The sequence below is a fragment of the Cruoricaptor ignavus genome (assembly GCF_900141665.1).
Lineage (GTDB): Bacteria > Bacteroidota > Bacteroidia > Flavobacteriales > Weeksellaceae > Cruoricaptor > Cruoricaptor ignavus.
The window spans coordinates 240356-253812 of record NZ_FQYI01000001.1 but is presented as its reverse complement, the minus strand read 5'-3'; the positions used below and the strand labels follow the sequence as shown (position 1 = coordinate 253812).

Annotated in this window: 12 protein-coding genes; 6 read left to right on the top strand and 6 right to left on the bottom strand. The window is 46.8% G+C overall.

What is annotated here, in order from left to right; translation table 11 throughout:
* The first annotated feature begins 6 nt into the window (after nt 1-6).
* Both metH and metF read left to right on the top strand, forming a co-directional pair.
* Nucleotides 7-2694, top strand: coding sequence for a methionine synthase (gene metH / locus BUB43_RS01220; protein WP_073177533.1), 2688 nt, complete (start codon nt 7-9; stop codon nt 2692-2694).
* Between the two features lie 44 nt (nt 2695-2738).
* Entirely contained in the window at nt 2739-3695 is a 957-nt protein-coding gene (gene metF, locus BUB43_RS01215; RefSeq protein WP_073177532.1) for a methylenetetrahydrofolate reductase [NAD(P)H], read from the top strand.
* Here metF and hemH read toward each other — a convergent pair.
* On the bottom strand, nt 3692-4723 hold the full coding sequence (gene hemH / locus BUB43_RS01210; protein ID WP_073177531.1) for a ferrochelatase: 1032 nt from the start codon (nt 4721-4723) through the stop codon (nt 3692-3694). The genes metF and hemH overlap by 4 nt on opposite strands.
* A 120-nt stretch (nt 4724-4843) precedes the next feature.
* On the bottom strand, nt 4844-5722 hold the full coding sequence (locus BUB43_RS01205; protein ID WP_073177530.1) for a NifU family protein: 879 nt from the start codon (nt 5720-5722) through the stop codon (nt 4844-4846).
* 120 nt (nt 5723-5842) lie between these two features.
* Here BUB43_RS01205 and BUB43_RS01200 point away from each other — a divergent pair, with 120 nt between their 5' ends.
* The 4 genes from BUB43_RS01200 to BUB43_RS01185 are packed head-to-tail and all read left to right on the top strand — an operon-like array spanning nt 5843 to nt 10542.
* On the top strand, nt 5843-6355 hold the full coding sequence (locus BUB43_RS01200; RefSeq protein ID WP_073177529.1) for a gamma carbonic anhydrase family protein: 513 nt from the start codon (nt 5843-5845) through the stop codon (nt 6353-6355).
* Nucleotides 6356-6404: 49 nt separating this feature from the next.
* On the top strand, nt 6405-7385 hold the full coding sequence (locus tag BUB43_RS01195) for a YihY/virulence factor BrkB family protein (RefSeq protein WP_073177528.1): 981 nt from the start codon (nt 6405-6407) through the stop codon (nt 7383-7385).
* 45 nt (nt 7386-7430) lie between these two features.
* Nucleotides 7431-9557 carry a helix-turn-helix domain-containing protein gene (locus tag BUB43_RS01190; protein WP_260200442.1) on the top strand — a complete coding sequence of 709 codons (2127 nt, stop codon included), beginning with the start codon at nt 7431-7433 and terminating at the stop codon, nt 9555-9557.
* Nucleotides 9544-10542: an LLM class flavin-dependent oxidoreductase gene (locus tag BUB43_RS01185; RefSeq protein WP_185113757.1), complete on the top strand. Its 999-nt coding sequence runs from the start codon at nt 9544-9546 to the stop codon at nt 10540-10542. The genes BUB43_RS01190 and BUB43_RS01185 overlap by 14 nt, the downstream gene beginning before the upstream one ends.
* On the opposite strand, the gene folB is transcribed toward BUB43_RS01185, so the two are convergent.
* Genes folB through BUB43_RS01165 form a run of 4 tightly spaced genes read right to left on the bottom strand, consistent with a single transcriptional unit; the run spans nt 10539 to nt 13408 of the window.
* Nucleotides 10539-10898 (bottom strand): dihydroneopterin aldolase, encoded by a 360-nt coding sequence (folB, locus tag BUB43_RS01180; protein ID WP_073177525.1) that lies wholly within the window; start codon nt 10896-10898, stop codon nt 10539-10541. The genes BUB43_RS01185 and folB overlap by 4 nt on opposite strands.
* A complete protein-coding gene (gene nadA / locus BUB43_RS01175; protein WP_073177524.1) occupies nt 10898-11914 on the bottom strand; it encodes a quinolinate synthase NadA in 1017 nt (338 codons plus the stop codon). Before nadA ends, folB begins: the two co-directional genes overlap by 1 nt.
* A gap of 23 nt (nt 11915-11937) precedes the next feature.
* A complete protein-coding gene (gene gmk / locus BUB43_RS01170) occupies nt 11938-12501 on the bottom strand; it encodes a guanylate kinase (protein ID WP_073177523.1) in 564 nt (187 codons plus the stop codon).
* A 52-nt stretch (nt 12502-12553) separates the two neighbouring features.
* Complete coding sequence (locus BUB43_RS01165) at nt 12554-13408, bottom strand: YicC/YloC family endoribonuclease (protein WP_073177522.1); 855 nt, start codon at nt 13406-13408, stop codon at nt 12554-12556.
* Nucleotides 13409-13457 lie beyond the last annotated feature (49 nt).

Genomic DNA, 13457 nt, shown 5'->3' with positions numbered 1-13457 from the left:
CCAAAAATGGCAGAATATAATTACAGAACAGACTTCCGCCCGATGAAGCTTTCCGGGCTGGAACCACTCATCATCACGCCAGAATCCAACTTCATCAATGTAGGGGAAAGAACAAATGTGGCAGGCTCTAAAAAATTCCTGCGGCTCATCAAGGAAGAAAATTTTGCAGAAGCGCTGGAAATCGCGCGGCATCAGGTAGAAAACGGTGCCCAGATTCTGGATGTGAATTTTGACGACGGAATGCTGGACGGCCAATACTGTATGGTAAAATTCCTGAACCTGGTAGCCGCGGAGCCGGACATTGCGAGAATCCCGATAATGATAGATTCTTCAAAATGGGAAATCATCGAAGCCGGGCTGAAAGTGGTCCAGGGAAAAGCGGTGGTAAATTCCATCTCGCTGAAAGGCGGCGAAGCAGAATTCATCCGCCAGGCAAAGCTCGTGAAACGCTATGGCGCGGCATTAATCGTGATGGCTTTCGATGAGATAGGTCAGGCGGACAACCTTGAAAGGCGCATCGAGATCGCGAAAAAGTCTTACGAAATCCTCACCGAGAAAGTAAATTTTCCGCCTCAGGACATCATCTTCGATTTGAACATTTTCCCTGTGGCAACGGGGATGGAGGAGCACCGGAGGAATGCGCTGGACTTCATCGAAGCTACAAAATGGGTGCGCGAAAATCTGCCGTATGTCTCGGTTTCCGGCGGCGTTTCCAATGTATCTTTTTCGTTCCGCGGAAACGACAGAGTCCGCGAAGCGATGCACTCGGTTTTCCTGTTCCACGCGATAAAGGCAGGGATGAATATGGGAATCGTAAACCCTGCAATGCTGGAAGTGTACGACGAAATTCCGCCCGATTTGCTGGCGCTGGTGGAAGATGTAATTCTGGATAGGAGGGCGGATGCTACGGAAAGACTGCTGGATTATTCCGAAAAAAACAAATCCGCGAAGAAAACCACCACGGAAGATTTGCAATGGCGAAGGGAAAATCTTCAGGAAAGAATTACTTACGCTTTGGTGAAGGGTATCGATAAATTCATCGAAGAAGATGTGGAAGAAGCCCGCCAAAATTCTGCGCGACCTCTGGAAGTGATTGAAAATCAGCTAATGACGGGTATGAGCGTCGTAGGCGATTTATTCGGCAGCGGAAAGATGTTTCTACCGCAGGTTGTAAAATCGGCAAGGGTGATGAAGAAAGCCGTGGCATACCTGCAGCCATTCATCGAAGCAGAAAAAAGCGCGGACGAAAAATCAAACGGGAAAATTTTGATGGCTACAGTGAAAGGCGATGTTCACGATATTGGGAAAAACATAGTGAGCGTGGTGCTGGGCTGCAACAATTACGAAATCGTGGATCTGGGCGTAATGGTACCTGCGGAAAAAATTCTGGAAACGGCAGTGCGGGAAAAGGTGGACATCATCGGGCTGAGCGGGCTCATCACACCGAGCCTTGATGAAATGGTTTTCGTAGCGAGCGAACTGGAACGGCAGAACCTGAATTTTCCGCTGATGATAGGCGGTGCCACGACTTCCAAGGCGCACACCGCCGTGAAAATAGACCCAAGCTATAAAAATGCCGTGGTGCATGTAGCTGATGCTTCGCGCTCTGTGGGCGTTGTCACGGCGCTTCTTGGTGAGAACAGTGGGCAATTCGTTGCGGAGCTGAAAAAGGAGTACGCTGAGTTCAGGGAAAATTTCCTGAACCGTCAGGTGGAGAAAAAATATGTTTCGATAGAAAAGGCGCGCGAAAATAAATTCCAAATCGATTGGGAAAATGCCGAGATTTCTGAGCCGAAGCAATTAGGCGTACAAACAATTGAAAATCAGAACCTTGGGGATTTGGTGGAGTTTATCGACTGGACGCCTTTCTTCAGAAGCTGGCAGCTTTTCGGGAAATTTCCGCAGATTCTGGAAGATGAAATCGTGGGGGAAGAAGCCACGAAACTCTTCGCGGATGCTCAAAAAATGCTCGGCGAAATCATTAGCCAAAAACTTCTGACGGCAAAGGCTGTGTACGGCATTTTCCCTGCCAACTCCAATGATCGGGATGATATTCTGGTGAGAGATTTGGGCGGAAACACGCAGACAATTTTCCGCACGCTTCGTCAGCAGGCCGAGCGTTCCGAAGGGAAAAGCTACCTGGCGCTTTCCGATTTCATTGCGCCGGAAAGTTCCGGAAGGCAGGATTACATAGGTGCCTTCTGCGTTTGTGCAGGGTTCGGCGCGGAAGAATTAGCAAAAAAATTTGAGCAGGAAAACGATGATTACAACGCCATAATGGTGAAGGCTTTGGCAGACCGTTTGGCAGAAGCTTTCGCGGAATTTCTTCACAGGGAAATCCGCACGAAAATCTGGGCGTATTCCGAAAACGAAAATCTGGAAAACGAAGATTTAATTTCCGAAAAATACAAGGGCATCCGGCCTGCGCCCGGGTATCCTGCCTGCCCGGACCATCTGGAAAAACTCAGCATTTTTTCGCTGCTGAATGTGGAGGAAAAAATCGGCGTACACCTCACGGAAAGTATGGCGATGTATCCTACTGCCGCAGTTTCCGGCTATTATTTCGGCAATCCGGAAGCCAAATACTTTGGCGTGGGAAGAATCGGCAGAGATCAGCTGGAAGATTATGCCCAAAGAAAAAATATGGATGCTGAGCTGGCGGCAAAATGGCTGGCACCGAACTTGGCGGATTAACATTTAAAGTTCAAAAATCAAAGATTAGAGGAAGCCTTAATGAAATGAAAATAACTGAGCATATTAAAAAAGCCAACGGCAAAACGCTGTTTTCTGTGGAAGTAGTGCCGCCAACAAAAGGCGAAAGCATAGACGACCTGTACCGCAACATCGATCCGCTGATGGAGTTTCAGCCGCCATTCATCGATGTTACCACTTCGCGCGAAGAATTCGTTTACCTCGAAAAACACGGCGGCCTGATGGAACGCCGCATAACGAGAATGCGCCCCGGGACGCTGGGAATCTGCGCCGCGATAATGTACAAATACGGTGTGGATACCGTGCCGCATGTGCTTTGCGGCGGCTTCACAAGGGAAGAAACAGAGTATCTTCTCGTGGATTGCCTGTACCTCGGCATCGAGAATGTGATGGCGCTCCGTGGGGATGCACGCAAAGGCGAAAGCCATTTTGTGCCTACAGACGGCGGCAATGCCAATGCCGGCGAGCTTGTGCGGCAGATAGATGATGTAGGCCACGGAAAATTTCTTACGGATGAAGGCAGGGCTTGGGAAAATTCCAAATTCTGCATCGGTGTGGCGGGCTATCCGGAAAAGCACATCGAATCGCCATCTATGAAATATGACCTGGAAAAGCTGAAGCAGAAAGTGGACGAGGGCGCGGATTATGTGGTGACGCAGATGTTTTTTGACAATCAGAAATATTTTGCTTTTGTGGATGCCGCCCGAAACATCGGGATCACGGTGCCGATAATCCCCGGCATAAAGCCCGTGGCTACGAAAAACCATTTGTCCATTTTGCCCAAGACTTTTAAAATTGATTTGCCAGAAGATTTGATAAAAGCGATGGATACGGCGAAGGACAACGCTGCGGTGCGGGAAATCGGGATAGAATGGGCGGTGGCACAATGCAGAGAGCTGCTGGATTTCGGCGTGCCGGTGCTGCATTTTTATTCAATGGGAAAGAGCAGCAATATCACGAAAATTGCTGAGCAGGTGTTTTAGCCGACCAGATAAAAACCGTCCAATTTTTCGCGGCAGAGTGTTTCAATCACATCTATCCACCGCTCCTCATCGTTCAGGCAGGGCAGATAGTGAAATTCCTTACCCCCGGAATGAAGGAAGGTTTCCCTGCCTTCCTCGGAAATCTCTTCCAAAGTTTCCAAACAATCCGAAACGAAGGCCGGGCAGCAAATCGCCAGATTTTTCACGCCTTTCTTCGGAAGATTTTCCAAAGTTTCATCGGTATAAGGCTCAATCCACTTGTCCCTTCCCAATCTGGATTGGAATGAAACTATCGTTTTTTCCTTCGGAATGCCCAGTTTTTCAATCACCAATTCCGTAGTTTTATAGCACTGATGGCGGTAGCAGAATTTGTGCGACGGCCTGGATTCTTCGTGGCAGCAATCGCCAATTTTGCAGGTATTGGTAGGGTCCGTTTTGTAGAGATGCCGTTCCGGAACGCCGTGATACGAGAACTGCAGCGCATCGAACTCTTCCGGTAATTTTTCGCGCAAGCTTTCCGCAAGGCAATCGATGTAGATATCCCTGCCGTAAAACGGCTCCACATACGAAATCTGCACGCCCGGAAATTTTTCCTTCCGCACTTCCTCCGCCTTATCCACCACAGTTTCCGTAGTGCTCATCGCATACTGCGGATAAAGCGGAAACAGTACAATGTTCGTAACTCCCTGACTTACAAGTTTTTGAATGCCATTTTCTATGGAAGGCTCGGCATATCTCATCCCGATTTCTACGGGAACATCAAAGCGCTGCTGAAGTTTCTCGCGGATTTGTTCTGTAATGATGATGAGCGGCGAACCCTGCTCTGTCCACACCGTTTTGTAGGCTTCCGCCGATTTTTTCGGGCGCTTTCTTAGGATGATGCCACGCACCAAAAGCGAACGGAAAAACCACCGATAATCGATGACTTTTTCGTCCATCAGAAATTCATCCAAATATTCCTTCACATCCGGAACGGAAGTAGATTTCGGCGAGCCGAGATTTACCAGAAGTATGCCCTTTTTGTTCAAAGTTTAAAGTTAAATGTTCAAAAATTAAAGTTCAGGGGTCAGGGTTCAAAGTTTAAGGTCTGAAGTCAAAGTATGCGTTGCGCATTAAATTTTGAAATTTGAATTTTAAACCTGAAACTATCATCCATTTACCGCCTCCACGCTTTCCACAAGCTCCGGCACGAATTGCTTCAGCAAACTTTCGATGCCGCCCTTTAGTGTAGCCGTAGAACTTGGGCAACCGCTGCAGGCACCCTGCAGAAGCATTTTCGCCGTTTTAGTTTCGGCATCGTATTCAATCAGCGAGATTTTCCCGCCGTCATTCTCCACAGCTGGCGCTACATACTCCGCAAGGATGTCGGAAATCCGCTGCTCATCATCTGTATATTCCCTGTTAATCAGTTGCTCCACAGGGTTTTCGTGCTTCGTGGGCGATTTTTCGGATACCGTTTTTCCCTGCTGAAGATAATCCGCGATGAAGCTGCGCACCGCCACCATCACTTCGTTCCACTGCACGGAATCGTTTTTGGTAACGGCAACGAAATTATCCGAGATGAAGACTTCTTCCGCAAAATCAAACTCATCCAAAATCCCTTTTGCCAAAGGAACTTGCAAAGATTCCTCCCTGGATTTCACTTCCACGAAACCATCCAGAATCAGCTTGTTCGAAACGAACTTCATCACATTAGGATTGGGCGTCATTTCGGCATAAATCGGGAAGATTTCGCGCGGCTTCTGCCGGTAAATCCTCGGGTTGGCAAGCAGCTCGTCCTCAATCACATTTTTCAGGTTGGCCTGCACCATATCCCATTCCACCGTGTCCTGCTTTGCCACGGCAACGAAATTGGCGGTGATGAAAATCTTATCCACGAAAGGATAATTGAACAGTTCCTGCGCCAAAGGGATTTCGGAAACATCGGAATTTCTGTCGAGCTCTACAGCGCCAGGAATCAGGGTATAATCCGCCACGAACTTCATCACTTTAGGATTGGCCGTAGGCTCTATGGTAATTTCGCGCATTTATTTTTTTGCTAAAAACAAATGCAAAAATACGGGAAAAAGAATTAGCGAAATGAATAAGTCTTGTGGACAGAGAAAAGATTTCTTAAATTTAAAACTTCAAACCATCAAACTTCAAGAATGGCATTAATCAAAGAACTTCTCGGAAAATCGCCGCAAATTGGCGAGAATACCTTCCTGGCGGAAACTGCCGTAATCATCGGCGATGTTTCGATGGGCAGGGACTGCAGCGTTTGGTACAATGCGGTAATCCGTGGCGATGTTCACTACATCAAAATCGGCAGCAAGGTGAACATCCAGGATAATGCGATGCTGCACTGCACCTACGAAAAATTCCCGCTGAACATCGGCAATAATGTTTCCATAGGCCACAATGCCATTGTGCACGGCTGCACGATACACGATAATGTGCTGATTGGGATGGGCGCCATAGTGATGGACGATTGCGTAGTGGAAAGCGACAGCATTGTGGGCGCAGGAAGCGTGGTGACGCAGGGCACGCACATAAAATCTGGCGAAGTGTGGGGCGGCGTTCCGGCAAGGAAGATTAAGGATATTTCGCGCGAACTTCTGGAAGGCGAGGTGAACAGGATTGCGAATAATTATGTAAAATATTCCTCCTGGTACAAGTAGCGGTTGCTGCCATTTTTGAAAAACTTACATTTGCGATGAAATTTTTCCTATGAAAAAAAAACTCCAGGACATTTGGGAAATTACCAAACGAACCTTCAAGGATTATGGCACCCGCAATGCGGGTACAGATGCTGCGGCACTGGCGTATAGCGCGATTTTCTCAATTCCCGGCCTGCTCATCATCGTGATCTGGACGGCGGGCATCTTCCTCGGGGAGGAGGCGGCGCGCGGCGAAGTTTCCCGCGTGCTTGGCGATCTGATGGGAGCGGAGGTAGGGAAAACGATCGAGGAGCTTATCCTAAAAAGTATGGTGGATAAGGACGACTGGTTTATGAAAATCATAGGTGTGGCGGCGCTGGTCTTCGGTGCTACCAACTTCTTTTTCCAGCTGCAGAAATCGCTAAACAAGATGTGGGAAGTGCGCCCCGCCCCGAAACAGGCGTGGTACCGCTTCCTGCTGGACCGTGCCAACTCCCTCGGTATGATCCTCACCATCGGCTTCCTGCTGCTGGTCACGATGGTCATCTCCTCTATGATTGGCCTACTGAACAATTACATCGTGCAGTGGTTCCACCTGGATACGCTATTCTGGGTAAATCTCGCAAATTTTGTGATAGGCTTAATAATTACGACCGTACTTTTCGCACTGATGTTCAAGATTCTTCCGGATGCAGATATTGAGTGGCGCTCCGTCTGGCTGGGAGCTTTCGTGACTTCCTTGCTTTTTGCCGTTGGGAAATTTGCGCTCACCCTTTATTTTGATAACTTCAAGCCATCTTCCAGCTTCGGTGCGGCGGGGACGGTGGTGTTGCTGATGATGTGGATCAATTACACCTGCCAGCTCATCTTCCTCGGGGCAGAATTTACCAAAGTTTCTGCAAGGTATTATGGGCATAAAATTGAGCCATCTCCTCACGCAGAATCCGTGCCGCAGATCAACACACCCGAGGAAGCCGATGAGTTTATAAGGGAGAAGGTGATGAAGCGCGTGGCGCCCGACACAAAAACCAATCACGATGCAATGATTTAGCGCTATTTGATTTGGAAAAGATGATATAATCTTGCGCCTCGCATTTTGGATATTTTCGAACTTGCCGAGTACACCAACCGAAGCATTTTCCTTACAGGAAAAGCTGGCACCGGGAAAACCACCTTCCTGAACGATTTCGTGCGCCGCACAGCGAAGAAGCACATCGTTCTTGCGCCCACAGGGATTGCGGCAATCAATGCTGGCGGCGTTACCATCCACTCGATGTTTGGGCTGCCGCTGCGGAACTTCATTCCTACGCTAGACCGCATCGATGAAAACCGGGCGATGAACATCCCAGACCTTGTGTCGCATTTTCGGTACCGGAAGGACAAGCTGAAATTGCTTCGCGAAGTGGAAATCATCATCATCGATGAAGTCTCGATGCTTCGTGCCGATGTGCTAGATATGGTGGATTTTTCGCTGCGCCACATCCGGAGAAATTCCCAGAAATTCGGCGGCGTACAGATGCTATTCATCGGAGATTTATACCAATTGCCGCCGGTTGTAAAGGACGAGGAATTTATGATGCAGTTCTACAGCTCGCCGTTTTTCTTCGACAGTTTTGCGCTGAAAGAATTACCGCTCATCACCGTAGAACTTACGAAAGTTTACCGCCAAAAAGACGAGCAATTCGTAACGATCCTCAACGCAATCCGTAGCGGAAACCGCGACGAAATTGATTTCGAAAAGCTGAATTCGCGCTACATCCCAAATTTTGAACCTGGCGACGAAGCCTTTGTACACCTTACATCCCACAATTTTATGGCGGATGGCATCAACCGTAAAAAGCTTGGCGAGCTGCACGGCCAGTCGTACTTCTACCCGGCGGAAATCGAGGGTGATTTTAATGAAAACCAGTTCCCGAACGATGCGGAGCTTGAGCTGAGAGTGGGCGCACAGGTGATGTTCATCCGCAATGATGCATCCAGCGAGAGAAGGTACTTCAACGGAAAACTGGCGGAAGTTGTAGCGCTTTCCGAAGATGAAATCTCCGTAATCATCGATGGTGAAAGCGAGCCGTACAAACTGAAGCGCGAAATATGGCTGCAGAAAAAATACTCTCTGGCTGCGGACAAAAGCATTCAGGAAGAAGTTCTCGGCAGCTTTCAGCAGTTCCCGATTCGTTTGGCGTGGGCTGTTACCATCCACAAATCTCAGGGTTTAACTTTTGACCGCGTCATCATCGATGCGGGGAAATCCTTTGCATCTGGCCAGGTTTATGTGGCGCTCTCACGCTGCCGAACGCTGGAAGGCATCGTGATGAAATCGAAGATTTCGCGGGAAGTGATTTTCAGTGACCATCGTGTGGAAAATTTTCAGTCGGAAACCGGTGCCAATGACAGAATCAGCGAAATTCTCAGCGCAGAAAAATTCGATTTCGCCATTGCTAAAGTTTTGAGATTCACCGATTTACAGTGGATAAAGCAGGCGGTTTCAGGTTGGTATGATTCTGCAAAAACAAGCCGTTTTCTTGACAAAGAAAAAGCGGCCGATATTCATTTCCTGCTTGAAAAAGATGTGGACAATTTGGCAGAGATTTATGCAAAATTCGCAAAAGTTTTAACGCAGAAATCGCGGCGAAACGATGTGGAAGACAATTGGGCAGAGGTTGAAGCCAAGGCAAAAGGCGCCGTGAATTTTTTCTACCAAAATGTGAACGAGAAAGTTTACATCCCGCTGAAAGAATTTTATGCTGAGACAAAGGGTATGAAAGGCCTGAAGGAATACAACGAAGTTACGCGCACTTTGCTTACCGATTTGGAAGATTATCTGGAGGATTTAAAACGAGTGAAACTGATTGATTATCAATTATTTAACAAAGCTGAGAATTCAGAAATCAACAAGGCTGTTGCGAAAAAGCCTTCGCCTTCCATTACTTTTGAAATGTTCCAAAACGGAAAATCTATTCCGGAAATCTGCAAAGAGCGCGGACTGATGAAAAGCACGATCTATGGGCATCTTGCGGAATTCGCTTCCAGAGGTTTGCTCGAAATCGAGCGCATTGTTCCAAAGGAACGCCTGGAAATTTTTGGAAAGGCTTTTGCTAAAAATAAGATGGACTGGAACCTTACGCAGTGGAGGAATTTTCTACCTTCGGAATTTGAGTTTCAGGAGCTGAGATTACTCGTAAACCATTTTACATTTTTATCAAAGAATGATGAAAAATTTTGAATTATCCGTATTAGACCTTGCACCTGTAAAGCAGGGCAAAACCATCCTAAACACTTTTGAAGACAGCCTGGATTTGGCAAGAACCGTGGAAAGCCTGGGCTACAAGAGATTCTGGCTTGCCGAGCACCACAATATGAAGAGCATCGCCAGCTCGGCAACATCCGTGCTCATCGGCTATATAGCCGGCGGAACGGAAAAAATCCGGGTAGGATCAGGCGGCGTAATGCTGCCCAACCACAGTTCGCTCGTCATCGCAGAACAGTTCGGAACGCTGGAAACGCTTTATCCCGGCAGAATTGACTTGGGCGTTGGAAGAGCGCCAGGAACGGACGGCATTACGGCGAAAGCCCTGGGCAGAAATCCAGCAAATATTAATGAGCAGTTTCCTCGGCAAATTCAGGAGTTGCAGTACTTTTTCTCTGAAAATCAAGAAGATGCGCCAATTCGTGCGGTGCCTGGTGAAGGGCTGAACATCCCGATTTACATCCTTGGTTCCAGCACGGATAGTGCTTGGCTCGCTTCGGAACTGGGCCTGCCCTACGCTTTTGCGGCGCACTTTGCACCGGATCAGATGGAAATGGCGTTTAAAATTTACCACCAAAATTTCAGGCCGAGCGAATATCTTGCCGAGCCATACACCATTGCCTGTGTGAACGGAATAGCTGCAGACACCGATGAACAGGCGCAAAAACTGAGCAACACGCTGTATATGGCGTTCACGAACATTGTGCGGGACAATAGACAGCCCTTCGGTCCGCCGCCTGAAAATATGGACGAAATCTGGAACCCGATGGAAAAGGCCTATGTGCAAAAAATGCTTCGTGTGAGTTTCATTGGCGGCAAAGAAAAGATTGCTGAGGAATTGTCAAATTTTCAAAAAAGAGTGATGGTTGATGAAATAATGATAACGGCGCACATCTACGACCACGAAGCAAGGAAGCACTCGTACAGTATCATAAAGGAAGCGGCTGAGAGCCTAGCCTAAAACTCAGCAGAAAATTCTACGCTTGCGCCGGAACATTCGCCATTCATTGGCGGTGCGGTTTTGGTGATTTTAATTTTGACAAAAGAAATCTGCGGAAATTTTTCGTGGATTTTTTTGATGATTCTTCCCGCTACATTTTCCAAAAGCTTCGAGGGAATCAGCATTTCTTCCCGAATAATGTCGTTCAGATCGGCATAGCTGATGCCGTCGTTCAGGTCGTCCGTATCCGCAGCCTTCCAAAGATCGGCGTGAAATTCCGCATTCACGAAATAGTAAGTGCCGATGATTTTCTCTTCCGGCAAAACGCCGTGGTATGCGTAGATTTTCAGGTTTTCGATGAAGATTTTCGAGTTCATTATTTGATGGCTTCGGAAAGCTCCAGCATTTTTTCGATTGGTTTCAGCGCTTTCAGGCGTAGTTCTTCCCCAATTGTAATTTCTGGGAGTTCGTATTTCATACAGAGGTAAAGCTTTTCCATCGTGTTTCGCTTCATAAAGAAGCATTCCGAGCAGTTGCAGCTTTCGTCGTACACCTGCGCCGGGATTAGCGTTTTCTGCGGTGCCCGCTTTTTCATCTCGTGCAATATGCCTTCTTCCGTAGCCACGATGAATTTCTGGCCCTCATCTTTTTCCACGAAATTCAGAAGGGCAGAGGTTGAGCCGATAAAGTGCGCCAATTGTAACACTGGCTCTTCGCTTTCAGGGTGGGCAATCAGCTTGGCATCGGGGTTGTCCGCCAATTGTTTGGCGATGCGTTCCATCGAAAATGCTTCGTGAACAATGCAGCTGCCGTCCCACAAAATCATATCCCGGCCGGTTTTTTTCATCAGGTAGCGTCCCAGATTTTTATCTGGTGCAAAAATTATCGGGCGGTCTTCCGGCAGGGATTCAATAATCGTCTCAGCGTTCGAGCTTGTTACGATGATATCGCTCTCAGCCTTCGTCTCAGCGTTGCAGTTGATGTATGTGGCAATCAATGCGTTAGGGTGTTCTTCGCGCATTTTTCGCAAGCCTTCTCCAGAACATCCGTCGGCAAGCGAGCATCCGGCTTGTGTGTCCGGCAGGATCACCTTTTTCGTAGGGTTCAGGATTTTCGCAGCTTCCGCCATAAAGTGCACGCCGCAAAACGCAATCATATCAGCGTCCGTATTCTTTGCCTGCCTCGCTAGTTGCAGTGAATCGCCCAGAAAATCAGCGATGTCCTGAATTTCCGCAGGCTGATAATAATGCGCCAAAATCACGGCATTTTTTTCCTTTTTTAAGTCTAAAATCGCCTGTACCAGTTCTTCACCTTGGGGAATGGCGTAATCTGAAATATCCAAAAAACCTTTTACGGGCAGGTTGGCTTTTGCTGTTTCAAGTGAATTATTCATTATTCAATAAATAGTGTGAAAAATTATGAATTTAAAAATTCTGAAATTGCCTCGGAAATTTCATTTTTCGCATTTTCAAGGCTGTCGTTTACGATTATTTTATCAAATTGATTTCGGTATGTGAGTTCTTCCGCCGCCTTTTCCACGCGTAATTTGATCGTTGGCAAATCATCAGTTCCACGAGAAATCAAACGCTGTTCCAACTCTTCAATATTTGGCGGCATTATGAAAATTGAGAGCGCTTTTTCGCCAAAATACTTTTTCAGTGAAATGCCGCCCTTTACATCCACATCGAAGATTACCACTTTTTCCAAGGATGAAATTCGTTCAATTTCAGATTTTAAAGTGCCGTAAAATTTCCCGGGATAAACCTCTTCAAACTCTACAAAATCCTGATTTTCAATGTGTTGCCTAAAATCTTCTTCGGTGATGAAGAAATAATCCTTCCCGTGAATTTCCGTTCCGCGCAAAGCTCTTGTGGTTGCGGTGATTGAAAATTCCAGCTGCGGAAATTCTTCCAGGCAATATTTTACAAGCGTGGTTTTGCCGCTTCCTGAAGGCGCCGAAAAAATGATTACTTTTTCCATTTTTATAATTGATGAGCGATAAAGATAACTTGTTGATGCCTAAGGCTTTAGGCTATAAAATATTCATCGTTTGCTCTTTAATTTTTTCCAGGCTGTCTTTCATCAGCACCACAAGTTTCTGGATTTCAGCGTGGTTGGCTTTCGATCCCAGCGTGTTGATTTCCCGGCCCATCTCTTGCGCGATGAAGCCCAGTTTTTTTCCGTTCTGTTGCTCGTTTTGCAAAACTTCTTCATAATATTTCAGATGCTGTGCCAGCCGAACTTTCTCTTCCTGAATATCCAGTTTTTCCGTGTAGAAAGCCATTTCCTGATAGAATCTCGTTTCATCCGCTTCAAAATCTTTCAGCGCATTCTGGAAGCGCTGCCTTACGGTTTCCAGCCGCTCACTTTCATAAGGATTTACCCTTTGCAGATTTTCATGAATTTCAGCAATATTTTTGCGAATATCGAAATTTAATGCTTCGCCTTCAATTTTCCGGAACTCATTAAATTTTGCAAGGCATTCCGAAATGAGATATTTTAAATAAATCCACTCATTTTCTGAGAATTCTTCATTTTCGGTAGCAAGTACATCGGGCATTTTCAGCGCCATTTTCAAATATTCAAAATTCGGCGCATCATCCGCAATTTTTCGCAGTTGGGAAATGTAATTTTCCACCAATTCCTGATTGATTTTCGTTGATGAATTTTCCTCAGTATTTTCAATAGTAATGTAGCAGTCCGCTTTTCCGCGTAAAATACTGTCAATCAATATTTTACGAATTTCAAATTCTTTCTCGCGGTATTTTTGCGCAAGGCGAAGATTAAGGTCTAACTGTTTGCTGTTCAGCGATTTGATTTCCACGCTGATTTTTTTTCCTTCAAAAATGCCCTCGCTGCGCCCAAAGCCTGTCATCGATAGTACCATTCTGCTGAGTTTAGTGTGCAAATATAAGTTTTCGGCAATTTTTCTTTCG